General features: G+C 40.8%; 24 protein-coding genes. 9 read left to right on the top strand and 15 right to left on the bottom strand.

Annotated features, from left to right (window positions below; all coding sequences use genetic code 11):
- The first annotated feature begins 78 nt into the window (after window positions 1-78).
- Window positions 79-1,875 (top strand): S8 family serine peptidase, encoded by a 1,797-nt coding sequence (locus tag PCIT_RS19130; RefSeq protein ID WP_010362041.1) that lies wholly within the window; start codon window positions 79-81, stop codon window positions 1,873-1,875.
- Window positions 1,876-1,885: 10 nt separating this feature from the next.
- Window positions 1,886-2,311: a hypothetical protein gene (locus PCIT_RS19125; protein WP_010362040.1), complete on the top strand. Its 426-nt coding sequence runs from the start codon at window positions 1,886-1,888 to the stop codon at window positions 2,309-2,311.
- 399 nt (window positions 2,312-2,710) lie between these two features.
- Here PCIT_RS19125 and PCIT_RS19120 read toward each other — a convergent pair whose 3' ends face one another.
- The 11 genes from PCIT_RS19120 to PCIT_RS19070 form a co-directional block, all read right to left on the bottom strand.
- Window positions 2,711-5,776, bottom strand: a complete 3,066-nt coding sequence (locus PCIT_RS19120; protein ID WP_010362039.1) for an efflux RND transporter permease subunit — start codon at window positions 5,774-5,776, stop codon at window positions 2,711-2,713.
- 1 nt (window position 5,777) lies between these two features.
- A complete protein-coding gene (locus tag PCIT_RS19115) occupies window positions 5,778-6,833 on the bottom strand; it encodes an efflux RND transporter periplasmic adaptor subunit (protein ID WP_010362038.1) in 1,056 nt (351 codons plus the stop codon).
- Between the two features lie 94 nt (window positions 6,834-6,927).
- A complete protein-coding gene (locus PCIT_RS19110; protein WP_010362037.1) occupies window positions 6,928-7,755 on the bottom strand; it encodes a formyltransferase family protein in 828 nt (275 codons plus the stop codon).
- Between the two features lie 2 nt (window positions 7,756-7,757).
- Window positions 7,758-8,870 carry an acyl-CoA dehydrogenase family protein gene (locus PCIT_RS19105; protein ID WP_010362036.1) on the bottom strand — a complete coding sequence of 371 codons (1,113 nt, stop codon included), beginning with the start codon at window positions 8,868-8,870 and terminating at the stop codon, window positions 7,758-7,760.
- Window positions 8,870-9,319 carry a type II toxin-antitoxin system RatA family toxin gene (locus tag PCIT_RS19100; RefSeq protein ID WP_010362035.1) on the bottom strand — a complete coding sequence of 150 codons (450 nt, stop codon included), beginning with the start codon at window positions 9,317-9,319 and terminating at the stop codon, window positions 8,870-8,872. Before PCIT_RS19100 ends, PCIT_RS19105 begins: the two co-directional genes overlap by 1 nt.
- Complete coding sequence (locus tag PCIT_RS19095) at window positions 9,316-10,542, bottom strand: aspartate aminotransferase family protein (RefSeq protein ID WP_010362034.1); 1,227 nt, start codon at window positions 10,540-10,542, stop codon at window positions 9,316-9,318. The genes PCIT_RS19100 and PCIT_RS19095 overlap by 4 nt, the downstream gene beginning before the upstream one ends.
- A complete protein-coding gene (locus PCIT_RS19090; RefSeq protein ID WP_010362033.1) occupies window positions 10,542-11,558 on the bottom strand; it encodes an SDR family oxidoreductase in 1,017 nt (338 codons plus the stop codon). Before PCIT_RS19090 ends, PCIT_RS19095 begins: the two co-directional genes overlap by 1 nt.
- A 231-nt stretch (window positions 11,559-11,789) precedes the next feature.
- Entirely contained in the window at window positions 11,790-12,224 is a 435-nt protein-coding gene (locus tag PCIT_RS19085; RefSeq protein WP_010362032.1) for a GNAT family N-acetyltransferase, read from the bottom strand.
- Between the two features lie 4 nt (window positions 12,225-12,228).
- Window positions 12,229-13,242 (bottom strand): DUF2235 domain-containing protein, encoded by a 1,014-nt coding sequence (locus PCIT_RS19080; protein ID WP_040698532.1) that lies wholly within the window; start codon window positions 13,240-13,242, stop codon window positions 12,229-12,231.
- A 117-nt stretch (window positions 13,243-13,359) separates the two neighbouring features.
- Window positions 13,360-14,394 (bottom strand): GGDEF domain-containing protein, encoded by a 1,035-nt coding sequence (locus PCIT_RS19075; RefSeq protein WP_010362030.1) that lies wholly within the window; start codon window positions 14,392-14,394, stop codon window positions 13,360-13,362.
- A 340-nt stretch (window positions 14,395-14,734) separates the two neighbouring features.
- Window positions 14,735-15,763, bottom strand: a complete 1,029-nt coding sequence (locus PCIT_RS19070) for a S66 family peptidase (RefSeq protein ID WP_010362029.1) — start codon at window positions 15,761-15,763, stop codon at window positions 14,735-14,737.
- Window positions 15,764-16,129: 366 nt separating this feature from the next.
- Between PCIT_RS19070 and PCIT_RS19065 the strand changes: the two genes are divergently transcribed.
- Both PCIT_RS19065 and PCIT_RS19060 read left to right on the top strand, forming a co-directional pair.
- Complete coding sequence (locus tag PCIT_RS19065; RefSeq protein ID WP_420492150.1) at window positions 16,130-16,861, top strand: helix-turn-helix domain-containing protein; 732 nt, start codon at window positions 16,130-16,132, stop codon at window positions 16,859-16,861.
- Between the two features lie 67 nt (window positions 16,862-16,928).
- Window positions 16,929-17,216: a putative quinol monooxygenase gene (locus PCIT_RS19060; protein WP_010362027.1), complete on the top strand. Its 288-nt coding sequence runs from the start codon at window positions 16,929-16,931 to the stop codon at window positions 17,214-17,216.
- Between the two features lie 45 nt (window positions 17,217-17,261).
- Here PCIT_RS19060 and PCIT_RS19055 read toward each other — a convergent pair whose 3' ends face one another.
- The 3 genes from PCIT_RS19055 to PCIT_RS19045 all read right to left on the bottom strand — a co-directional run bounded on the left by PCIT_RS19055 (window position 17,262) and on the right by PCIT_RS19045 (window position 20,716).
- The gene (locus PCIT_RS19055; protein ID WP_010362026.1) at window positions 17,262-17,621 is read right to left on the bottom strand and encodes a cupin domain-containing protein; all 360 of its coding nucleotides are present in this window, start codon (window positions 17,619-17,621) and stop codon (window positions 17,262-17,264) included.
- Window positions 17,622-17,737: 116 nt separating this feature from the next.
- Window positions 17,738-18,619 carry a helix-turn-helix domain-containing protein gene (locus PCIT_RS19050; RefSeq protein WP_010362025.1) on the bottom strand — a complete coding sequence of 294 codons (882 nt, stop codon included), beginning with the start codon at window positions 18,617-18,619 and terminating at the stop codon, window positions 17,738-17,740.
- 18 nt (window positions 18,620-18,637) lie between these two features.
- The gene (locus PCIT_RS19045) at window positions 18,638-20,716 is read right to left on the bottom strand and encodes a TonB-dependent receptor (RefSeq protein WP_010362024.1); all 2,079 of its coding nucleotides are present in this window, start codon (window positions 20,714-20,716) and stop codon (window positions 18,638-18,640) included.
- Between the two features lie 263 nt (window positions 20,717-20,979).
- Between PCIT_RS19045 and PCIT_RS19040 the strand changes: the two genes are divergently transcribed.
- Window positions 20,980-21,789, top strand: a complete 810-nt coding sequence (locus PCIT_RS19040) for a LytR/AlgR family response regulator transcription factor (protein ID WP_010362023.1) — start codon at window positions 20,980-20,982, stop codon at window positions 21,787-21,789.
- A gap of 140 nt (window positions 21,790-21,929) precedes the next feature.
- Window positions 21,930-22,478 carry a cytochrome b gene (locus PCIT_RS19035; RefSeq protein ID WP_084622722.1) on the top strand — a complete coding sequence of 183 codons (549 nt, stop codon included), beginning with the start codon at window positions 21,930-21,932 and terminating at the stop codon, window positions 22,476-22,478.
- Here the strand turns inward: PCIT_RS19035 and PCIT_RS19030 are convergent.
- Complete coding sequence (locus tag PCIT_RS19030; RefSeq protein ID WP_010362021.1) at window positions 22,373-23,866, bottom strand: aminotransferase-like domain-containing protein; 1,494 nt, start codon at window positions 23,864-23,866, stop codon at window positions 22,373-22,375. The two genes, PCIT_RS19035 and PCIT_RS19030, sit on opposite strands and share 106 nt — an antisense overlap.
- A gap of 93 nt (window positions 23,867-23,959) precedes the next feature.
- On the opposite strand from PCIT_RS19030, the gene PCIT_RS23260 reads away from it, so the two are divergent.
- The 3 genes from PCIT_RS23260 to PCIT_RS19015 all read left to right on the top strand — a co-directional run bounded on the left by PCIT_RS23260 (window position 23,960) and on the right by PCIT_RS19015 (window position 26,052).
- Window positions 23,960-24,295 carry a GNAT family N-acetyltransferase gene (locus PCIT_RS23260; RefSeq protein ID WP_010362020.1) on the top strand — a complete coding sequence of 112 codons (336 nt, stop codon included), beginning with the start codon at window positions 23,960-23,962 and terminating at the stop codon, window positions 24,293-24,295.
- Window positions 24,235-24,495 (top strand): GNAT family N-acetyltransferase, encoded by a 261-nt coding sequence (locus PCIT_RS23360; RefSeq protein WP_084622725.1) that lies wholly within the window; start codon window positions 24,235-24,237, stop codon window positions 24,493-24,495. The genes PCIT_RS23260 and PCIT_RS23360 overlap by 61 nt, the downstream gene beginning before the upstream one ends.
- 186 nt (window positions 24,496-24,681) lie before the next feature.
- Window positions 24,682-26,052, top strand: coding sequence for a hypothetical protein (locus tag PCIT_RS19015; RefSeq protein ID WP_010362019.1), 1,371 nt, complete (start codon window positions 24,682-24,684; stop codon window positions 26,050-26,052).
- Window positions 26,053-26,118 lie beyond the last annotated feature (66 nt).

Here is a 26,118-nt window from a genome sequence, read left to right as displayed (position 1 = left end):
ACAAAAAATTAACTTTTTGTATTCATTAGAACCTTAATGAGGTACATTTCACTTTCATTAAATAAAAGAACAACATAAATGAAATTAAAATATACTTATTTGGCTGCAGTTATTGCAGCTTCCTGTAACGCTATGGCGAATGTTGACTACGTATTAAGAGAAGGTGATCCACTAACGAGTCAGCAATGGCATTTGCAAAATACCGGTCAAACAGCATTTTCCGATCGAGGCGGAAAAGCTGGGGAAGATATGAATCTAGACCTTACTCATGCACTGGGTATATTAGGTGTAGGTGTAACAGCCGCCGTTATTGATGGTGGAGTGCAACTTGATCACCCCGATTTAATTAATAATGTAAAGCCTGGATCATGGGACTTTCTAACTGATTCTGCTGATTTAAAACCAAGAGATGGTAACGATACACATGGTACCGCAGTGGCTGGGATCATTGCAGCCTCAGCATATAACGGTATTGGCGGTCGCGGCGTTGCGCCACAGGCAGGACTGGTTGGTTTTAACCTTTTACGCAAGTGGACCGAAGCTAATTGGCTACAATCACATGGTTTGTACTCTGACGGTTTCAATCGTTCATCTTTCGACTTCCCTCGTGTTTTTAACCAAAGTTATGGCGGCGCACGTACCTCACCGCAGCGTTACAACTATGACGTAACGCCTTGGTTAAAACGCAATGATGACGCCCAAGAAGAGATCACGCGATATTCACATGGTGGTAAAGGCGCGATATTTGTAAAGTCTGCTGGTAATAGCTACCAGTCTCAATCAATTACATTGAAAACTTATGGCCGTGGTCGTATTTATTTTGACAATGCAAACCAAGGCTTGCCAGTACAAAACTCTAACCTAGAGAGAATGGATGCCACTTATTGGAATTTAGTCGCATCAGCTTATAACGCTGATGGCGTAAAATCGTCTTATTCTGAGGTTGGTTCAAATATTTTTGTATCAGCACCAGGAGGTCAATACGGTACAACCTCGCCAGCCATTATTACCACTGATTTAACAGGTTGTGATAGAGGCCGAAACCCCGCTTATGGTCGCAACGATTTACATGGCGGGCATGAGCTTGACCCAAACTGTGATTATAACGCACGTATGAATGGGACTTCGTCCGCTGCGCCCAACGTTGCAGGTGCTATTGCGTTAGTAATGTCGGCAAACCCAGCGTTAAATTGGCGCGATGTGCGTCATATATTGGCATCTACCGCGCGAAAAATTGATGCAGAGCACCCTGGCGTATCATTATCATTCACTCATAAAGAGGGTGATGAATTCAGTTATGATGCGATCCCTGCATGGCAAACAAATGCTGCTGGGTATGACTTTCACACCTTCTACGGCTTTGGCGCTGTAAACGTTGATGCTGCTGTGACTATGGCCCGCTTCTATTCAGCAACACTGCCACCTTTAGAGATCACAGACTGGCACTCTACCGTTGCCAATACCCCGATCCCTGACGGCACACTGACGGGTGTGGACAGCCACTTTGAACAAACAGAAGAGCTCACTGTAGAAACAGTTCAAATTCAGCTAAATGCTGATCATACAAGTACCCGAGATGTTGCCGTAGAGCTCATATCTCCATCAGGGACACGTAGTGTACTCATGACACCGCGTACTGGGACTATTTTTGGTCGTTCCGGTTTTACCGAAACTCAAATGCTGTCTCATAACTTCTATGGCGAGTCAGCTACAGGCTTATGGACGTTACGCCTCATTGATACACAAGGCCAAGATGAAAAATTCACCTTTAATCCTTCAGCATCAGGCGAGCCTAACGTACGCTTTACACATAGAAATAACCAAGAAGATGGCACGCTTACTTCTTGGAAAATCCGTTTCATCGGTCATAAATAGGAGATAAATTATGAAAGTATTATTAATTCCAGCGCTCGTTTTTATGGCACAAGCAACAGCAGAGGAAATCTTGATTGCAGAGCCTGTGCAATTATCGAATCACACATTCCTCTCAAACGGCCAATTTTTTGCAAAAGTTGAAGGAACGAGTCTATCACCCGCACTTTACGTTGGCGACCAAATAGCAGAGCTTAATTCTCATGAGACGTATACATTAACAGGTGAAATTGTGGCTAAACTGCCAACCTATGTCGTCGCTCAGAAAATCGCTGACTCATTAGGACTTTCGTTGATTTATACGCGAGAACAACGCGCAATTTTCAAAATAGAAGACCAAACAATGGATCTGTCGCTTGTGCTTGCTCAAGTTCAAAACCTTGATAGTGTTATATCAGCGCAACTTGGCATGAAGCCAGATGCAGTAGAAGCTGAATAATAAGCACGTTAGACTATGTATTAGTGTTATACGCTAATACATAGTCTGTATATGATCAGACGTGTATAAGCCACAATAACAAACCTCAAAGCACCTCCCTACTCTAACCCATCGTTATAGTAAGAGTGTAAAAAGTCACTTGCTGATGATTACGCACTTTTAATGTAAAAATAGAAATACCAATACAACTTTAACTAAAATGCTGTTTAAAAAGAAAAAAGGCCGCAAAAGCGGCCAAACACATCATGGGTATTGATGAGGGATAAGTGTGAAAACAAAGTCAGTTTACCTGTCTCATAATAAAATAAAATCATATTATTACAGTTAATAACATCGAAAAATACGAAGTGTTACTATTCAATAAACACATTTATGTTGTTAACACCCTCACCAACCCATTTACTTGCTGCTCATGACTACAGGTTCTATATCGCTTACAGGCGCAGCTTTTATACATAATTTATACACTGCAGGCACAAAGAAAAAAGACAACACCGTCGTCAATACTGTGCCACCAGCTATCGCAACAGCAAAAGGCGGCCAAAAGCCACCTCCAGCCAAAATCAGGGGCATAAATCCACCAACTGTCGTGATTGTTGTAGAGCTAATATGGCGCGTACAGGTCATCACACTTTGCACCACTTTATGCACATCGCTACCAGCATTATTGGCTTTTAGCTCAGATAAAATGACAATCGCAGCGTTAATAGCTAATCCCATTAACCCTAACAATGCAATGATCACGGTAAAACCAAACGGATAGCCTGCAATATATACACTCAATAAGCCAAGCAGTGCTGACTGCACCGCCGTCACGAGTATGACAAATGTTGTCGTGAAAGAGTTAAACGTTAATACCAGTATAGTAATAAGCAGTACCACTATAACCCCTATTTGCCCCAGTAACACGCCGACAGCTTCATCTCGCTGCTGCGATTCTCCACCTATTTCAATACGGTACCCAGCTGGCAGTGTTTGCTGTACCTCTTGCAATTGTTGCTGGATCTCATTTAGTACTGCTTGTGGTAGAACACCCGCCTCAAGAAAAGCTTCAACAACATTAACCCGTTCGCCATTGCGACGATGAATCGTACTTTGTTCAGGTTCTAAGTTAACTTGCGCAAATGCACCTAATAATAATGGTTGCTCACTCATAAACTGAGTTGCATATAAATCATCTATTGAGTTACTTTGCGCTTGTGATGTTCGTAATCTCACCGGTACCGTTTCTGTTTTCTCAAGCAGCGACGCAACGACAACTCCTTCCAACTGAGCTTGAAGCACAGTTGCAATATCTGTTAACTTAACACCAGCATGACTCAGTAAAGACTCATCTGCATTTAATACTACTTTTGCGCTCCCCGACTCTAAGGTCGTTCTTGTATGTGTGATCTGCTGATGAGCAATCAGCTCAGAACGCAGGTTTTGCCCAATTTCACTTAATACCGATAAGTTTGGGCCATATACTCGCAATTCTATCGGCGCATTAAACGGCGGCCCTTGCTCGAGTTTACGAACCAATGTTTGCGCTTGAGGAAACTCTCTATCTAAACCATGCTGCAGCTTTTTAATGAGTAGATTAGCCGTTTCAAAGTCGCTTACCTTGACCATGGCTTGCGCATAATTTTTCGCGCCTTTGTCACGCTGCATTAAATTGTAATAGAACAAAGGGATGTTATTACCAATCATCCAATTTAATTGCTCAATACCTTCATGCTCAAGAATAAACTCCGACATTTGCGCCACATTTTTTTGCGTCGCTGCAATACTACTATTAGCTGATAGCCTCACCTCAATATGAAACATATCTCTATCGGCTGAAGGAAAAAACTGCTCCGTTAGTTGGGTGGCTCCAAAGAAACCAGCAATAGGGAGTATCATTACCACTAAAATAGTTCTTCTTGGCCGATGAATAGCAAAATACAACAACGCTTTAAAGCGCTCAGAAAGGCGCGGTAAACAAATACCGTTATGTAATAGGCCCTGCTGGCTCTTGTCGGGCAAAAACCGCCCTGCAAAAACCGCGATGAGTGAGTGAGAGATAACATAAGAGCCAACTAAAGCAAAAATAACACTCAAGGCTATTCCACCTACAAATTCCCCTGATTGTCCCGGCATAAGTACTATGGGCGCAAAGGCTAAAATGGTTGTCAAAGTGGAGCTCAGTAAAGGTAGCCAGAAATGATTAACCGCTTTTTTCACCGCATTTAGAGCCGTCATACCTTGTTGCCGGAAACGTGCAATTGAGTCAGTAATAACAATTGCGTTATCTACCATTATCCCCAGAGCTACCACTAATCCAGTCACTGACATTTGATGAATAGGTAACCCATACATATTCATACAACCAAGGGTGAATAACACCGTGAGCGGCAGTGCGATACCGACAATAACCGCCGCTTTAAACCCCAAAGTTAATAATAACACTGCGAGGATCAACACAAACCCAACAGCTATATTTTCAATTAATTCGCCGAGTCGTGCTTCGGTATAGACTTTTTGATCAAATACATTGTGTAAATTAATGCTATTGGGCAATGTTTTTTCAAAACGCTGTAAAGTGTCGTCAATCATTTCAGACCAACGATCCACCCGAAAATCGGGCTGCATTCTTACTCCTAAAAAAACCCCTTGCTGACCATCAACCAGTGCTATTTCCCTGCGGGGTGAACGCAGCTCTCGACTGACCGTTGCAACATCAGCTAATACAAACTGTGCTATATCATCGTTACTCGATAACGGGATCGCCGCAATGCGTGCCAATGAGTCAAACGTACCGTTTAATTCAATTTGCAAATGCGCTTGGCTGTTGATCAATGCACCCGCTGCTACTTTTGGGTCTGCGCCCTGAATAGCCTCAGCAATTTGTTGTAATGACACACCAGCAAGAGCCGCTTTATCAGTGTCATAAGTAACCCTTATCTCCTCTTCAACCCCGCCAAATAAATGCACAACCTCAACACCAGAAGTATTGGTGAGCTGATTTTTTAACTCTTTAGCATAGCGATTCAAACTCATTAACGACGATTTATTGTCTTCACCTGTTATGGCGACAATTCTGGTATAGGCGTAGCCTCTATCGTCTTCAAGTACCGATAAACTCGCTTGTTCAGGCAACTGTGATTGTGCATCAGCGAGTAAATCCCGTAACCGAGACCATACCGGGATCACCTCTGTCACTTCATCTTTTAACTCTATACTTATAACTGATATACCCGCACGCGACATACCAATCATATTTTTTATTTCGGCTTGAGACTTTAACTTAAGCTCTAATTTTTCAGTAACTTGTGCTTCAACACGACTCGCTGTTGCGCCGGGTAAATAGGTGGAGATAATGGCAAACCGATTGATGATCCTTGGGTCTTCACTACGCGGTAAATTATTCAGTGCTGAAAACCCAGCCACAATCAACAGCGCAATGAGTAAAGCTTGCAATCGACCGTTGGAAAATAAAAACTGCATACTACAAACTCCGGCTACTAAGCGTTTTAACGACTTCTACCGTAATATCCGCTGCCACTTTATGTAACCCATTCGCCACGATCAGAGGGTGCTCACTCAATGCTCCACTGACATAGGCATATTCTCCATCGGTATAGTGTACATTCACCGCAATTGAGTTTATCGTTTTGTTTTTTACACCATATACTTGCCAAGTACCTCGCACCCCATCGGTTAACGCACTCAGTGGGATCCAAAAACCGGGTTGTTCAGTAAAAGTAGTTATTACCATTTTGGCAAGCTCGCCTGCATACACCCGCGCGTCGTCAGGCAATTCAAAGCGCATCATCAAGGTACGCGATAAGCTATCAACTTGTGCACCACGGCTCAATAATTTTGCGCGGTATTGTTCTTGTGATACCGCAACCGTCATAGTGTCATTAATCGAGTGTTGTAAAGACATAGGGACGCCTAAAACAACTTGAGATTTGTTCTGTTCGAGTAACGTCACCATCGTCTTACTAGGACTTGCAATTTCACCCAAATGTACATGCCTTTGCGCTATCAATCCTGAAAACGGAGCTATTAATTGTGACTTGTTCAGTCTAATTGCTACAGACTGTAAATTAGCATCCAATAACGCATGTTCAGCTGAAATAACTTCAATTTTTGTTGTCACTTCATCCAGTTGCTGGGCCGCCGAGTAATTCTTTTTGCTCAGCTTTTCAAATCGTTTTTGCTCTATTTTTGCTAATTTCAATTGTGCATAGAGTTTCGCTTTCTCTGCTTCCAACTGCAGTTTTTCAATTTCAAGGAGCTGGGTATCTTGGCGTGCAATCACTTGCCCTATATCAACCCAGTCACCTTGATCAAAATGTATCGATTGAACCTTACCTGAAAACTCGAAGCTCAAACTTGCTTCATGCTGCTTAATAACTTTGCCCGTCACAGCACGCATTTGTGTATAACCAGGCTCAAGTTTTAACGTATATGCCGCAATGGGGAGTGATTTTTTCTCATCAGCCGCAACAACATAGCTGCACCATAAAACATTGAGTAAGAGAACGAGTAACTTCACTGTGGTTCCTTGTTGTATAAAAATGACCGTTAAAAGGCTAAACGCCTGTGACACGCATAAATTAATCGCTTACATGTAATTAGCTTAAACTGTCTTATTGGGGGCTATCCAACATCATTTTAGCAATATCACCAACGCGTAAAAACGGTAATTGTCGCATTTTTAATTCTTTTAAATGCGCTTTATTTGGGTAAGAATAATAACTTTCAGTCGCGCAAGAGTGCGGTGAAAGCGTATTCAAGTCATTAGACAACAATGCCATTACTTGCGGGTAAAATACAGTGAATTGATCACATACAGTACGATCTAATTGCAGTAAACTGCTCGGCTCGTGGCAATCTACAGCACATTGTGCAATTAATGGGCCTGCATCAATCTCTGTATTGGTCACCCAATGTGCCGACAAACCATATTTTTGTTCATTATATAAATAACTGAACAAAATTGGGAACAATCCTCTACAACTTGGTAAAAATGCAGGATGAAAATTTACAACCCCAATTTTTGGTGCTTCTATCATTGTCTCCTGTAAGATCTGGTCAAAATAAAATATAGATAATAAGTCTATTTGCTGGCGCTTTACTTCAGCCACAGCCTCTTTTGAATTGATATCCTTCACTTTAATACAAGGTATTTGATATTCCGCACACACTTGTTCAATACTGGGTAAAGGCTTCTTACCAAGCACCTTCGCTGCAAAACGCATAATCGGCATTGCTGTCATCTTAATACACAAATAATTGACAAACCCCATACCGCGCAATCGTAAATTACGAGCAAACTGAGTGAAAAAACCACCATTTTTTTGGGAGTATGGATCACTTAATATTACTAACTTAATATCGCGATGGTGACGGCGCAATACCGTTACCATCGCGTTTTGCGTCGCAACATTTTCTATATTAGAAAGTGCAATTCGCATATTTATACCATCACCAAAGGTTGATTATCATAATATGCGGCCAATGGCGCTAACATACTGTGCTTAGAAGGGGGATGAAAATTAAAGGCGTGAATTGTCTGCGCTATACTGGAAAAATAGCTATCACCAATATAATTAAGACCCCCGACTTTTTCCATCACCTGTGCAGTGACTTGCGTTAGCACCTCTTGTAAGTGATAGCGACAGGCTAACACTTGCGACAAAGTATCTTGCGTTTGGTCATGCATATCATATGTGATTGCTTTAAGTGCAAGCGCACCGGTATCAAGCTTGATATAAGCAGCCACTTTGTCTTGTTCACAAAGGCGCCCACGCTTTATCGCTTCCTCCACAAGCCCGTATACCATGCCAAGATACGACGCCGTTGTTAACAGTTCAAACCACACAAAGCCACAAATATGCGCGTGATAAGCCATGTTCTCATCGACGTTAACCAACATACTATGAGGTACATACACCTCATTTAACTGTACCGCTTCACTTTGACTGGCTTTGAGAAAATTTGCGCCCCAGAACGGTTCTACATTAACGCCTTCATTGCCTTTATGAATGAGTGCAACCGCAAAATAAGGGTCTGCGTCTTCAGGTTCAACACGTACACTCGCCGTTAATAAGTCCATATCATGGGCTAAACTACAGGGCTTTTTAGTGCCTGTAACAATGAACCCTTTCCCACAAGGCTTCGCAATGATCTGACTTTTAAGAATACTTTTTGAGGCACTCCCCTCGCTGAACGCCGATGACACCAATAAATCGTTTTTAGCAATCGCCTCCAACAATAGCGACTCTAAACCAGTACTGGTTTTAGCCATTTCTTGCAGCGTTGCAATCGAAAACTGATGCATACCCGCACCAATGGCTAAAGACGGAGACAGAGCTCCTAGCCCCAGCTGAACCAAAACACCTTGCCATGGAGTTAGCTCGACGCCCCCATAACACTTTTTAACCATTAAGCGACAGCCACCACATTCCTTAAACCAACTAATTATGGGACTATGCTCAGCCTCATTATCACTAAAGTTTTGCGATGCTAATTTCTCTTGTAAACCTGGCAAGAAATTATCTAAGCTCGCGTAAGCATCTGTTAAAATCATTACGCAGGCTCACCTTCTGTTTCAGTAATAAATAGCTCGGTTAGCATGTTATTTATATTGTTGGTAATCGCCGTTTCTGCAATCGGCTCTAGAATATCAGCAAGAGTGGGGATCCCCATACAAAATGACGCCTCAAAGCAAACTTTTGCACGATTTGAAGATACAGTCTCAACAATCCAACGACCATAGAACTCTTCAGCATCACCTTCAAGCTGATTGAAATCTATCGTAAGTTCTTGGTCATTAAAAATGTCTTTTTCACGCCAACACATTTCACCATCATGAAAATGGACTTTCCACGTTGAGTCACTTTGCGTATCCGATACTTTGTTCACATCAATACTGATCACGGCTGCACAGTGTTTTTCAAACTGTTTAAAATCAGAAATTGTTTTATAAGCTTCTGCTGCTGATACAGGTAATAACTTTTCAATAGTGACGCGTCTCATGATGTTTGCTCCATAGCGATTAATGACGAAAAAGCGGCAGCACATGCCGTGGTTAATTGTTCAATTTGAGAATGGCTTAGCAAAGCACTCGGCGTTAGTCGCACGGTAGTGGCATTACTCAGCGAATGACTGGTAATAACTTTGTGTTGTAATAATGATAAAGTGAGTTGCCCTGCGCGCGCTGGGGTTTGTGCATCTAGGCCTATCAATAAGCCTTTGCCTCTAACAATGATACCCGCAGGTTCTGCAAGCGGCGTGAGCTTTTCAATAATGACTTCGCCGATTGCTTTTGCTTTAGCTGAAATATTATCCCGTTCCAATACCTCTAAGGTTTTAATTGCCGCAGCTAATGCAATGGGGGAGCCCCCAAAGGTACTGCTGTGCAGCATAAAGTCTTTATTAAGAGGCTCAAATGCGGCCGCGGTCGCAACCACTGCAGCACAAGGTACAACCCCGCCACTTAACCCCTTACCTACCAGCATAATATCCGGTGTCACCTGATAGGCGTCTATTGCCCAATCATATCCAGTTCTGGCCAAACCCGACTGGATCTCATCGGCAATAAATAGCCCGTTGTTCTCTTTACATAGCTGACTTACCAAACGCACAAATTCACCTGATAACGGATAAACACCGCCTTCACCCTGAACAGGTTCAAGAATGACTGCATAGGTATCTTGGCTATTCTCAAAACATCTAGACAGCGCTGTCATATCATCGCGCTCGATAAAAATAACATCCTCAAACAAGGGCTCAAATGGCGCTCTAAAAGCCGCGCGATGTGTCACACTTAATGCACCTAACGTTTTGCCATGATAGCTCCCTGTTAGTGCTATTATTTTGTTGCAGCCATTCGCTCGGGCAAGCTTTAAAGCCAGCTCTGTAGACTCTGCACCAGAGTTTGTAAAAAAAGTATACTCTAATGACGCAGGGCTAAAATCAGCTAACTTTTGACTCGCAATCGCAAGTGTATCGTTGACCAGAGTCCTGCTACTCATCGGTAACGTATTGAGCTGCTCAGTGACACTATGTATCACTTCTGGATGGCGGTGACCTAAAATAAAAACACCAAATCCACCACAATCTAAGTACGTTTCACCTTTGGTATCGACAATTTCACAGCCTTGGGCACAATGTTCTATCGGTAAATTCATCATACTCGATAGCCGCGCTTTTGAGCGATTGCTATGAGACTTTAATGCCTTTAGCGTTTGCTCTTTCATCAGGCCCCCTCAACAACTAAAAGCTCACTGAGAGGGTGAATATCATCAAACGCAGCAATATTTTTTACCATTACCTCAGGAATATCGAATGGTTTAGGGCCTTGATCATATTTACCTAACAGTTCCAAATCAGAACTAAAACCCTCACTCATATCTAAGTATTTTAAATAAATTGAGGTCTCTTCAAACATACGTTTATATCGACGAGGCAGCGCTGGTAAGAATACCGGCTTGATAAGTCGTTCAAACGTGGTTGGGTTGATCAGTTTGGGCGGTTTAAATTTAACTTGATAGCGCTCAAAGTAATCCGGATTGGTGCCTATTGTTAACATTTGACCTAAGGTGCTGGCGTCATCACCCGCGGTTAACCAAAACTCGCCTGATAGGTTGTTATCAACAACCGTTAAAATACCACTGGCAACCGTATCTCTGGGAATAACATCCACTAAGGTACTAGCATCACCGGGCACGACAGGGATAACCTCTTTTGTCGCCAGTTTGAGCATATTATGCATACCTTGTTTTTTGGGCATAATACCTTTGATGCTATCGCCAATAATGACGGATGGTCGGATCACGGTCACATCATCATCCAACGACGATTCTGCTAATTTCTTACTGTGTTCATAATTATTAAATGCATGACCATTTCGCCCTTGCACAAATGCAGTGCTGATATAAATTAACTTTGCATTTAGCTTATTTGCCAGTGCTTTTGCATGCTGCAGCCCGGCAATATTAATATCAGCCAACACATCGGCATCGGCAGTAAAGTCCGTTAAAGCCGCACTGTGGATCAATACATCGATTTCGTTTAGTTGTGCAAGCTCTTGCGCACTTATACCGAAATCGGGTTTAGAAATATCACCTTGTACTTGCTGAATAACACCAGTTGGCAATGTACTAAAGCGTTGTCGATTGACCAAAATCGAAACTTGGTCGTCCTCGTTCAATTGCTCAAGAATAGATAGCCCAACCACTCCGGTTGCACCTGTAAGAAAAAAGCGACGTGACATTACAGCTCCTTCAATCACATACTAAAATACAGTATCCCTATCGTTAAGCGATACGCTGTATATTTGATTGTGTATTTAAATTAGGGCCGTAATGATAATTGTTTGCAGATAAAAATAAAATAACTTTATTTACTAAATTTTTACAAGTGTAATTACAATGTATTACTTAGACTTGATTTTAGGCAGGTAGAAAGGAAAAAATAATTATCTTTTCGATAATTTAGAGCTGAGCTAAAGGTTTTTCCTAAAGGTAATTTTACTATCACTGCCATCATCCAATTGTTTGCACTTTACAATCTGGTAATCATGCGCGATCAACATCTGTAACATACGCTTAAAACGGTTCATTGATTTAACCTCAATGGCTTGATAAGCACACGCTCTTACCTTGTCTTCTTGTCGTAAAAGCAGCCCTTTAGCAATGCCTTGACCTCTAAACTCTGGCAACACGGCACCAAGCCAACTGTAGAATAGCGAGCCACTTTTGGCATAACCAAGTTTATAAGCAACCGGTTGTTCATTAATATAAGCCACCAGCAGTATATGTGAGCGAGCACCTATTTTTGCAGTGATCTCTGCATATGATTTTGGAGAAGAAAATTCAGGGATGTTATTTTCAATGTACATCAATTCGTTAACAGTGCCCTCTTTGATAATATAGTTCATAGTATTACCCAATGACCTCCTCGTTCTTAGACTCCACCATTGGCATGACATTTTCGGGTCGGTATGTTGGTAGGTCTCTCATACGATTAAGTACACTCTCATGCAGTGATTCATTCGTATAGGGTTTATAACTCACTTCTCGCGTTACTTCTGTTAACTTATACAGCCATGTCATTGAGTTACGATATTCGTCTAGGTGATATGGTTTATAATAACGTAAAAAAGCTTCATTAAATTGTAGCCCATATTGTTCGGCCATCTCTTTGATCCAATGTAAGCTAATATTCGCTAACCCATCTTTACTATAGCCGCCACCGACATTGCTATGACTTCCTGCGAACCACTGTTGTTGTAGAGTTTGTGTTGACCCTTTTGGCAATTGCCATATCGCAGGTTTAAAAATGCCCCTGCGCTCATCAATCGCAAGAGCCTGATAAGCATGCTCAATATTATTGGTTAAACTCACATCATGAAATTGATAACGACGATTAAAACGCCTGAACCCAAGTGGGATCCCCAAAGCACCAACCGTGTCCCAGACACCAACAAACTTAATTTTCACCCGCGTACTATTATGCTGTGTTTGAAAAGCCGATAATTGCTCAATTGAAGGTTCTTTACGATATAAGCGATAAGCCTCAGGCATATAAAACGCATGATCTTTAGGCAAAAGGCCGACTTTATTGATCAAGCCAGCCAAGCTACGCACGGTATAAGCGCCACGGCTAAAACCAAATAAGAAAATTTCATCCCCTGGTTGATAGTTGTGAACAATAAACCGATAGGCTTTAATGATATTATGTGAAAGTCCAATACCAAAGCCGCCCCCTAAAATGCGATCTAAGCCCCATTGTGTGCCGACACCTTCGCTATAATAAACGATTTGATGTACTCCATCATTACAAACGGGTTCTATTGATCGGGCGATTTTTACAACATTGGTGGGTTTACGTTTCCCTCGATCATACTGGGCAGGCTGATTCCATGTACCATCCATACAGACGATGATTCTTTTCATTACTGCGGTTCTAAAAATAATTAATAGGCGTGATTTTATAGTTTTTCATATATAAGTCAAAGCCTTAAATGACCTTGCAATTTTAAAAAACACACCTTTTTTGATTGTAAATTAGTGTTACGCAGCAATTTCTATTCGATTTCGACCATGCTCTTTAGCTAAATAAAGCGCTTTATCGGCACGCTCAATTAAATGCGTCACTAAACACTGCTCTATGTGCAAGGCAATACCAAAACTGGCTGTAATAGTGCGCACTGCTTTACCTGTTTTTTTTCCTTTTACAGAAAGCTTTGCAATATCTTTGCGAATACCTTCAGCAAAATTAACCACTTCACTTAAACTATCTAACTCTGCAAAAATACAAAACTCTTCACCGCCATATCGATATGCTTTTCCAATACCATCTGTGTGCTTCATGATTTTTGCTGACACGACCTTTAAAACATCATCGCCCTTTTGATGACCAAAATCATCATTGAACTGCTTAAAGTGGTCAATATCCACAAAAATTAATGCTCGGTGGGTGCCTGTTGGAGCCGTCTTACAAAACATGACAATATCTTCATCAAACTTACCGCGATTCAGCAGCCCAGTTAATGGATCCTGGCTTGCAGCCTCCTGTGTACTAACGAGTGCGGATTTTAAATCACTGATCTCTGCATAAGCATTTTCTAATTTTTTCTGAAACTGATAAGCGGTTTGTTGCATCACGACAGACTCTTCCGTTAAACGGTCAACATAACCCAGTACATCGTCAAAAGAATCTAGACTGTTTCTTTTTAAATCATACAAACCAGAATGACACTGTGATAATACAGCCGAAAAGTCTTGAGAGGATTCCAATGTTCGATCTATTTCAACTTGCACATCAGAAATCGTTTCTTGAAACGACTCTGACATTTGATGAAACAACGCCAAATCTTTATCGGATAAAAATGCGTCAAACAATTGTTTTGCATGCGCGGGGGGGCATGTTTGATAGTCATCTAAAATTTGCTCTAGCTCGCTGTTTAGCTGCGTATTTGATCCCAAAACATAACAGTACCAAATAGCATAATTAACAGGCGTGACAGGTACCTTGTATTTCACCATCAGTGGGATGGCTTGTTTCATACATTGCGCTGAATGAGAAAGTGACGTATCAAATTCCATGGCTTTATTTACCCTAGTCCTACAACAGACTTCTTATTATTATCAAGGAGCGGTTATGCCTGCTACGAAAGCACAAAACCAACACTAAAGCATTGCAAATAATTAATCAATTGAAAAATAAATGAACGTACAAAAGAAAGTTATAATTGACATAAACTACTGATAAAACATTCTCAAACTCATCATTTATCCCTATCAAATAAAAATAATTAATCTAACAAACAATAAGATGAACGTTAATCTATTCCAAACTTCACTATAAACACGCCACTAGAAAATGTTAACTTGCAGATCAAAAAGAAACCAAAATAAACAAAAAAACAACATAATCACCGTTAGATCACTGCAAATATTGCACTATTGATGCACCTTTAGCTGAAATAGAAAACTCACTATACACCCCGTTAAGTAATGTCATATTAGGCGCACTATGCCCAATATCAAGGTCATAAATAATGGGGACATTTAAAGACCCCAAGGCAGCGATAAGTACTTTTTCGTGAAGATGTGCATTACATTTATTTGCTGCATCGCGGCCAAATACAATACCGGATACATGCTTAAATACCCCTTTGTATTTTAAACCTAGTAATGCGCGAATATAGCCATTTTCACTCAGCTCTCCATTTTCAAAATACAAAATCAGCGGCTGTTCAGCATACCGTTGTGCAAAATTGTCTATATCAGCAAACTCGGTGTTTAAGATATGCTGATGAGTATCTAAACATCCCCCTAATAAACGACCAGCAAATGCGACTGTTTCATTTGTCATACCATTTTGACTGGGTAATACCCGCCACTGTGTAGCTTCTGTGAGGTTAAACACCATGTTTGGATCTGAAATTGGAGAAGTGTTCACTTTTTCAAAGTGACTCGACGCTGACTGTATCCATTTATCACCGGCTTGCAGTGATAGTACACCTAACGTAGCGCGGGTGAGCGGATCAGTTTGTAATGCCGTCAATTGCATTAAATTTGTTGCGTGAACGGTGACCCAATTTAACCGTGTTGTCAGTGCGGTCATAACGGTGCTTACATCCGAGAAGCCAACCACCCATTTCGGTGACGTTGATTGAAGCGCCGGCCAATCTAATAAGGGTAAAATTGCCATTGCTAAATCTCCTCCCCAAGGAGGCAGAACCGCAGATACACTCTCATCCAATAAGAACGTATTTAACTCATTTGCCCGTGTTTGCGCATCCCACTCCCCAGAATGGCGAACGCTCTGCCCTTCAACCACTTCAAAGCCTTGCTCTTGTAAAAACGCCAAAGCCTTATCGAGCCTTGCATAGCACGCTTGTGGTACCGAAGATGAAAAGGCACAAATGGCAATACGACTACCTGCTTTTAGAGGTTTGGGGTAATTCATTGACAGCTCACTCCTATGACAGCTCAGAGGCTAAGTACGTTTCTAAAATGTGGAAATTAGTTTTAGCATATAAAGTGTCATTATCGCCACCTTTAAAACGCATACTTGAGGTACAACTTCGTTGACAGTGACTTATAAACATGTACAACATTATTTATAGCTATAAACCAAACGAGGTGACCTATCAGCGAGCAAGCGTGCAATAAAGTACAGGACCCCTCCTTACTGGTATTACCTCAAGGATTAGAGACTATTGGCGGTGTCAAGCGCTATGTAACAGGTATAAGCTGTTCAATATATTACAAAACGCTGACACAAGATTTATTTGATGTCGAATTTTATACCAATCAGTTGTGTTTGGTTTATGTGGTTGCAGGTAAAGAGCACATCATGTCTAAATCCAGTCACAGAGTCACCCTAACCCATGACTCAGCCATTTTATTAACGCCTGGCGAAACCTTACACTCAGATTACTTTAGCGCCAGCGGAGCACTCAAAGCTTGGCTTGTATTTTTTAGCCCCACAATACTAGAGCACTTACCTCAAGGTCAGCCGGGTAAGAAGGAACATAATACACTCCCTGCATTTATTCCCTTGTCACATTCAGCGTTGTTGGCGCCTTTTTTCGACAATTTAGAGGCTTATCACTACCGAAACCTGCTTAATGATGGGATGTTACACGCTAAGGCAACTGAACTTTTATTACTCATAAATTCACTGAGCCCTGTGCCGCTGCATCAATTACTTGACTCATTGACAGGATCGGCTGGCTTCAATACTCGATTCAAAAGGTTAATAGAAGACAGTGACTATCTGTCACTGTCTGTTGCTGATTTAGCACGTCTTTGCAACATGCCAAACACGTCATTTGCTCGAAAGTTTAAAGCCACTTACTCTATAACACCAAAGCAGTGGTTATTAGATAAACGACTCATCTATGCAAAGACGCAATTGCTACTCAAAAACAGGTCGGTAACTGACATTGCAACAGATATTGGCTATGCAGACCCGTCACATTTTATTAAGCTATTTAAAAGTAAATTTGGTGTCACCCCGCATCAATATAAATCTTCTGGCGAAAAAAAACGATTTTGTTAAAAACACCATAACAGCTTCATTGTTTTAGGTGCATGGTGGACATTCTTTCATTTAGCGAGGAATACCCATGATCCGTGTTAACTTACTCTGCCAACTCAAATCAGGCGAGCACACAGCCCTAAAACAGTTTCTATCCGATAACTTAGCCACCGTCAGGCACTTTAGTGGCTGTTTACGTGTCGATATTTATTTTGATGAAGCACAAAATTGTATGCTTATAGATGAAGATTGGCAGTCTGTAGAAGCCCACCAGCACTATATACAGTTTATAACAGCAAATCAGGTGCTAGCGCACTTGTCATCATTTTTTGAGCAGCCGCCTCAGGTTTACTATTTGTCAAAAAGTCCCCTTTAACTAACCAAAGGCGTATTAAGCCCACTATGGCAGGTCTGAATGCGCCTAAATCCACACATCATTTTTGGCGGTTAATGCATCTTCTGCATCTCCAGTATTTTTTACGCCTTGTGGTTCAATGATCAATATTTGACATTCTTTCTCTGCAAAGGGCTTATGCTGCACTCCCTTGGGCACAACGATCATTTCACCGCTGTTGAGCGTGATCACTTCATCCACAAAAGCGATGTTGAGTTGTCCAGATACAACGATAAAAGTCTCGTCAGTATGATCGTGTTGGTGCCAGACAAATTCACCTTGTACTTTCACGACTTTAAACTGATAGTCATTCATTTGCGCGACCACTTTGGGTTGCCACTGCTCATCGAACAATAAAAATTTTTGAGCCAAATTAATTTTTTGCATCACATTCATCCTCTTCTTTTATGACTGCCTTCCCCTGATTTCTCCATAAGGTAGTCTACGCACAAAAGTATAGAAAATGACACAGTCAATTCATTGTAAAAAATTAACAACTAAAATTAATACAACTCACTCGGTTTTATGCCATACGCTCGTTTAAAGGCATTAATAAAATGCGCTTGGTCGTAAAAACCAACGCGCATAGCAACATCTGTACTGCGTATACCACTTTGTAATAACTGCAGTGCGGTTTCGAGGCGTATTCTCAGTAACCAAGCGAAAGGAGTTATGCCAGTTAACGCCTTAAACTGCCTAAGTAATTGTATATCAGTTAAGTCACATTCATTTGCAAGCCGTGACACAGTCAATTTCTCAGCAATATGTTCATGCATAAAGGCATTTAGCTTTGCAAGATTAGAACGCCCTAAGCAATAAACTTTCGGTTCAGTAAAATGACCATATCGTGTCGCAAGTAATGTTAAATTTGATAAAAAGACACTTTCAAGCCACAGCGTATTTGCATACCCAGCAGCCATATGTGTGTGTAACTGACTAAATATCGAATAAAGTGACTGATCTTCAACACAGTTATCAGAAAAAGTAAGCAATGACGTATTTTTTTGATCCAGAAATTCATGTATCGCACTGACAGAAATAGAGAATATTTTACTAGAAACCTTCAGTTCGTTGCTACTTCCATCATGCGTTATACCAGGGTCCATAAGTTGTAGCTGCCCAGGGCCATTTATCACGTTTTTACCTTTTGCGTTAAACGACTGAGTTCCCTGTGTTATTAACCCAATATGATATGTCAAATGAATATGTTTACTAAAATTAAGCGTACTATGCTGAACCTTAATTAGGTTTACACCGGTAAACAATGAGGAGTGATGACTGATAGCTATAACCGAATTCCTTGTAACAAAACGAAGGTGGCCACAGTGACAAAAATAGCGCGTAACAGCAAGCAATAGTAGTGACGTCGCTGTGAGCGACGTCATGTTTTTTATCGATAACGATTAAAATGCGGCTTGTAGCGCCAATCTAAAGGTAGTGCCTTCACCTATTGTGACATTATTAACACCGCCACCAGCTAAATAATTTTTATCAAATAAGTTTTCGATATTAAATCGCACGTTTACATCTGCATGCGAAAGCCCAAGCTTATAGGTTGCCCCCACATCAATGCGAGTATATGCCTCTTTAGTGATCGTATTTTTAGGGTCGGCAAAACGTTCACCTTGATAAAAGGCCCCAGCATTGACTGCAAAAGCATCACTGAATTCATAACGAGACCATAAAGATGCAGACCACTTTGGCGCATCAATAGGCGACTTACCTTCATACTTTTTGTCTCGGACATACTCTGCGTCCAAGTTCATGACAGATCCCATCACAAATAAACGGTCGTTAACCGCACCTTGTGCGGCAAACTCAAAACCTGTATGGCGCTGCTTACCCGCTTGAGTCGTGACTGTTGTATAACCACTACCCGCCTCTGCGTCCGTCGTAATCAACGTACCCGTTTTGCTAATATCAAATACAGCTGCTGTAATTAATAACCTATCATCAACTAGCTGCCATTTAGTCCCAATTTCATGCTGTTGCGATGTAACCGCATCAAGCTTCATGTCATGGTTTTTATCTTCGAGGTTATCAAGTTTGCTACTTCGCTGCGGTTCAAAACCCTCTGAGTAGCTAAAATAAACAGTGCCATTCTCACTTGGGTGGTATAACACCCCCCCTTTTGGTAAAAACGACTCATTGTCTGCGCCTTCTTTATTTTGCTTGTCATAGCGGCCGCCTAAAGACACCTGCCATTGCTCATTAATAGTCACTAAGTCTTGAACATAAAGGCCGTAATAGTCGAATTCACTGGTATATAAAGAATCATCTGTCGCATAACTAATGTCAGGGCGAGCAGGCTGAGTTTGACCTTCAACAAAATCGACCGCACTCGCTCTTACGCGTAACTGTCCATAATAATAATCTAATGAGTTAGCACCAATAAGCACTTGATGATCAAAACCACCTAATTCAAATTCACCCGTTACATCAACAAATGCAGTCGTAAACTGCCAATCGTCATAACGGTCGTAAGGACGCGAGCCGTAACTGTCTCCAACTTGATAATCCTTTGGCTTTCTTGGTGCAGACTCAAAACGCTGACGGGAGAAGTCTTGCTCATTATATCCAACCGTTACTTGGAAGTTTTCTGTGAGTGCATGCGTAAAATCAATGCCCTTATTTTCAACCGTTATGTCAGTAAATGCCCACGAAAAGTCTCTGATTGTTTTATCACTACCAATTACTTGGCCTTTGCTGTCTAACCAAGCACCCGTATCAAGGCCTGCCTTGTCATTTGTTCGGTCGTAATGTACGCGCACAAAGCTGCTATCGTTAATATCATAGTCAAGTACCATTGAGCCTAAAAAGCGGTCTCGTGTGCGCTCATTGCCATCGACATATTCTCGGTCAAAGGTGACGTCTTGCTTAACGAGTACCGCACGGTAACGTAAGTCTTCTTCATCGGTAATAGCACCACCAAAGTCAGCGGTCGCTCTAGTAGAGCCTAAATGGTCAACATCAAGCCCAAAATTCATAACAGTTTTAGCCGTTGGCTTTTTGGTCACCATGTTCACTAAACCACCGGGACCAGATTGACCATACAAAATACTTGATGGGCCTTTAATGACCTCTACTTGCTCTAATGTTTCAATGGGCTGCTGATAGTGCGACCAATGCTGGTGTCCATCACGCAAATACCCGTTAGATGAACTTAAACCAAAGCCACGCAAATTGAATGTTTCACGGTTACGCTGTTTAGAACCAGCCGTTAAACTTGCATCGTTATTTAAAACTTCACCCAGCGTGGTCGCTAATTGTTCATCAATCACGGTGTCTGAGATAACAAATACTGATTGTGCAGTCTCTAGTAAAGAAGCATCCGTTCGCATTGCACCTTTCGCCGTATCAACTTTGTAGTCATTAAAGTAAGTCCCCTTCACTTCAATCACTTCAATTTCAGACGACTTAGCTAATACATTCGATGTCGCTATTGCTGAACCGATTGCTAAACATAAAACTGAGTAACGCATTAATACACTCCAAACTAGAAATTTACTGCACAGAAGGTGCAAAACCACGAGAAGGTTAATGATATTAATTCACATTTGCAATTGTATTTAATGAAATAATTTCTTTTTGGGAACTGTTTGCTTAAAGTGCAGTCAAATCGCATAAAAATATTAACCACCTCTATATTTTTAAAACTTTTCTTTATCAAATAAACAACAATTAACAACCTTAAACTGACAAATAATCATGTCGTTTTTCATTGTATAAAGGAGTCATCAAAACCATGGGAAGTAAAAAAAACGTGGCACCGCTTTTAAAGCATGACCATTGTATTTCGAGTATCGGGTGGGTGATGTTTATGTGCTTAATTTTTGCGAATTGCTTGATCAACAGCGTATTTATAGAACACAAGTCGATTAGCCTTATTGACTCAATTACATTTCCACTTCAGAAATGGGGTATTTGGCTCATACTCACCCCATTTGTCCTGCATATGTTGCAGTCGCGACGCAAGTTTGCACTGTCAAGTCGCCTCTTTTATTGCGTATTAAGTATTTCAACCCTGTCTCTGAGCCTCACATTTTCTGTGGCCCTTGAGGTATCACAGTCAGACATCAGTATTGTTCACAGTCTTTTCTTTATTTGGCCTAAGCATGCTGCAGCACTCCTCATTGTCATTTTGCTGTGGCATCTAAAACAGGTCTTATTCCACAAGCCCAACACGTCAATAAACGCACTACAACATAATCACACTAGTTCGAAAGTCAATACGTTAATGATTGAAGTCGATGGCTTAACGCACACGCTTGCGTATCAAGATATACTGTTTGTTCAGGCTGCTGGCAATTATATGGAGGTTGTCACACAAGAGCGTACTTATTTGACTCGTGCAACATTAAAGCAATTACATAACTTACTGCCAAAAGATGACTTTGTTCAATGCCATCGCTCTTACTTGGTTAATCTTGATTATATTGAACAGCTCAAAAACCACCCTGCAGGTCATGCAAGCGCTTATCTAATCGATAGCCAAGTTATTCCTATCAGCAAAAGCCAGCGCTCGACCATTCGCACACTTATCGCCAGTCGATAACAGGTAAAATGGGGTGAATGGAGGAAAGAGCAAGGCTTATCACATTACTCCTCCATTCATCCCTAAGCCATGTAAATTAGGGGTTTTCTTCATTTAAGCTTGAGCAATACTTTAATCAGATACTTACTCGAGAAACTTTAATGAATAAAGACAACTCAACCTTATCTCCGTTAACCATATCACTGCACTGGCTTGTTGGCTTAACCATGATTGGGATCATTGTCATCGGATACTACATGGTCTACTGGGAAGTATGGTCACTCTACCCAATCCACAAAGCAATTGGTGTTTTAGCGATACTTATCATTTTACCCAGAGTGATCTGGCGCTTGAAAAAAGGCTTTCCCGCACCTGCCAGTGGCTATCCAAAACATGAACATCACCTTTCTATCATCGTCCACTGGTTACTATTACTAGGTACGCTTGCTCTGCCAATATCTGGCATGCTGTACTCTGGGTTTGGTGGATATGGTATTAATATATTTGGTTTTGAATTAGTAACTAGAAATGAGTTAAATGGTGAAGTGATTGCTTTCAATGAAACTATTTACTACAGTGCAAAACTGTCACACTCATGGATAGCCTATATTTTAACTGGCGCTTTAGTTTTACACATAGTAGGCGCAATAAAGCACCATGTGATTGATAAAGATACGACACTAAAGCGGATGCTTGGACAACCTAAATAAGATGATTCCAAGGCTATACAAACTTTTCTTATAGCCAAAGCTAAGTCTGTATTCCAGGGTAACGCAAAGGTGATCCTACAATAGTGCTCAAACTTATCATTTGAGCCAAACATGGCACCCGGTGCAATCGCTACGCCCTCATTGATCAACGATTCCCAAATATCTGAACTCGACTTTTCACCGGTAAAAAACCAACAGCACGGCCCGCCTTGAACAGGTAAAAACGTTATATAATTTGGTAAATTAGCTTCAAAAATTTTCAGGGTGTAATGATAGTTCTCTTTCAATTTATTGCGTAACTGGCATAGTAATTTTTCATAACCTCCTGAACAAATAAGTTCATTGACGACATTTTGCATGTGTAAATTTGGTTCTTCAGTAAGGGTGTGTTTTGCTTGAGAAAACAACAGCCCTGTATTGAAGCAAATCACAAAACCTAAACAGATCCGCGTAGACACTGTATCAAAAAAATCTTGAATACTGATCAAAGGTAGTTTTGGAAAACCCGAGGCTAATTGTGCTAAAGATAAGGGCTTATTGGTGCCAAAATACAATTCACTTCTATCATACTCAATAATTGTCACTGCGTTCTGTTCAGCCCATGCTAATAAAGCACACTTATCGCTATAAGATAACACACGCCCAGTAGGATCATTGAAACTGGGGTTAACTAAGTACGTTGAAAAACCGTATGCTTTATGTGCTTGATCAAGCAGTTGCAATTCGTTGATGAAACGAGTTTGCATTGGGATCTCAATAATGCTTTTACACACACGCTTAATGACTGACTGGAAATAAAATGAGGTAGGAGATTCAACCGCAACGGTGTTACCGAGTGCTCCAGAAGCCGTCAATGCACTCACTAAGCCTTCTCTGTGCCCTGAAACAATATGAATATTCTCTGGGCCTATGACATGATCTTGTCGCCATAAAAATTGGCTGATCGTTTGTCTTAATTGCGCCTCCCCTTGTACTTCATCTTTAACCCTAAATTGATACATCGACCTATCGAAGGACTTATTATGTAATTTACTCAGCAATACATGATTATTGAGTACAGAGCTTGGCGCAGTTGCAGACAAAGGGACCAAGTTTTCATCATTTAATGTTAATAGCACCTGTTGCTCGTCTAACTCATCAACCACAATACGCTGATAGTCCGAGCCATAATCCAATTCCCTGTGCTCACATATAAAATAACCTTGTTTCGGGCGCGCCTGAATAAGCCCTAATAGCTCTAGCCCCTCATACGCTTTTTGTACGGTAGACATACTAACGTTTTGACTTTTGGCCATTGCTCTAATTGAAGGTAACTTATGTGAAAATACGCCTGCCTTGATATTACGTTCCAGCGTATCTTGTAATGATTTATATTTGTATTCACTCATCAACTGTACTGTATATCTTGCATTGATCTGTATCTGTTTTCACCACAGTTAAGAACTTATCATGTATTACCCAGCAGATAAATGATAAAAAACATGAAAATTAATACCTTACGTACAGTTATTCGAGAGTTCGCTCTAGAAGATGCGGCCTCTGTATTGTCACTTAACAGTGATCCAACCGTGACACAATATACCGCTGATAATTCCTCAATATTGACCCTAAACGATGCACAGACGGTGATTTCAAATATTTGGCTCCGTGAATATGCTTTATATGGATATGGCCGCTGGGCTGTATTAGATAACCAAACACATAAAGTTATTGGATTTTGCGGATTAAAATATATTCCTGAAGTCGGGCTCCTGATATTGGTTATCGATTCTTACCCCAATATTGGGGAAACGGCTACGCAACTGAGACGGCATTAGCATGCACTGCTTACTGTAAAAGTGAACTCGGGGTATCGCAATTTTTTGGCGACGTTATTGCAGATAATAAGGCATCAATCAAAGTTTTACAAAAACTGGGCTTAAAGTTCTCAGGGTATGTAAAAACAGATGGTATAACCTTTCAGCGCTATCTGTTATCTATCCCGACTTTACAAAACACCATTCAATTTTATAAATAACTACTTTAACCATGACCTTAGCTGAGATCTAAACAACGTGATAAGTCAACGACTCAAATAACAGTATTAAGTGTTATTCAGCAATCAAAGGTACCTCGTTGATACAACCTGTGTACTTTTGTAAATGTTGCTTTCATTTTTAAATAAGGAGACAATTAAGGTACAAACATTAACAATGGACTTGTAATGCACAAATACACTCAATTATTAGTATCCACTTCACTTACGATTACCCTAGCCGCATGTGGAGGTAGCAGTGATACATCAAACCAAAATATTGGCTCTTCACAAAATACGGTTAACAACACCAGTACGGTATCGCTTAACACATTTGATAGAGACAATGAGCCTTATCAAGCAACTGTTGTACTGCATGATAGTGAAGGTAAAGCTATATTGACGCAAAAGTTAGACAATACCGGACAATTTTCTGCCGAGGTTCCTGAAAATGCCAAACATATCTCGATAATCGGATATCGTTATAGCGGCTTTTATGACAATAAGGACCAGTATGATAGAAAAATATATACTGAACTCAACATAGAACAAGGTGGAGAGCTAGGTAACTTTTATTTCGACGCTCCAGTTGATAATAGTAACGTTGCACCTCCTACAGACTGTACCTGGGTTAAGGTCGATATTTCTGGGCTTACTCAAGTAACTTATGATAATTATTCTCTAAATTACTGGCATGCCCCTGTAAGTAGTGAAGATCAAAGTACGCCATTAACAACCTCGTCGACTATTTGCTTTGATCCAACTAAAAATTCAAATAAAACCATGTTATTCACACTGACTTCAAACGATGGTAGCTATAGTAAAGGGGCTCTCATAACCCTCGATGAATCTGCAACTAGCTACCAACTAACGAATGAAAGCTTTACGCATGATGGTATATTAGTACAGCCTGAATTAAGTACTTCGGCGAATGAATTTAGAACGATTAGTTACATTGAGCATGACTTCAATAAAGTTGCAGCTCAGCCGACCAGGACCGCTACTAACAACCTGAGTCCAATCTTTGTCTATCCGACTATCACCGAACATAATATGCTTACTCAATATGCTGATGATTATTTAGACAGCAATGGTGTAAGGATCAACTTGCATACTCAGTCTAGAAGTTACATTAACAGCGACGGTCAAGTAGAGTTAAACGAACTGCCTGAGTCACTTCACTCTTTATCTGATGATATTATCAATCTAACTCAGAGCCAGTCATTAAATTATGATTTTAGTCACATTGACGAACGATTTTATCAAGCAAGATGGTCATTTAAGTTTAAAGTACGCGATGAATATGCAGATTGGTCTATTCGAGGTCCAATTTCCGCTAATATTCCAGACTTAGCATTTGGAGATGCTTTCCCAACACCGACAGAAGAAATTCAATTTTCTAGCATGGAAATTCAGCTCTTTGGATACGCTGGGGCACCTAAAGACTACGCCCAATTTAGAGCATTTTTAAAGCAACGAAAACCTGACTGGGCTTTTTTAACCCAACCAGAATATCGTCAATATGTGAGTTCATCTATTTGGATCTCTTTAAATAATTAACCTTTGTAGAGTTACTCGAAGAGTCGCCACTAGCGACTCTTCGAGTATGCCGTTCACTTTCAACAG

The organism is Pseudoalteromonas citrea (assembly GCF_000238375.3).
Taxonomy (GTDB): domain Bacteria; phylum Pseudomonadota; class Gammaproteobacteria; order Enterobacterales; family Alteromonadaceae; genus Pseudoalteromonas; species Pseudoalteromonas citrea.
The sequence above is the reverse complement of the archived record's forward strand: the minus strand, read 5'-3'. Positions and strand labels throughout refer to the sequence as shown.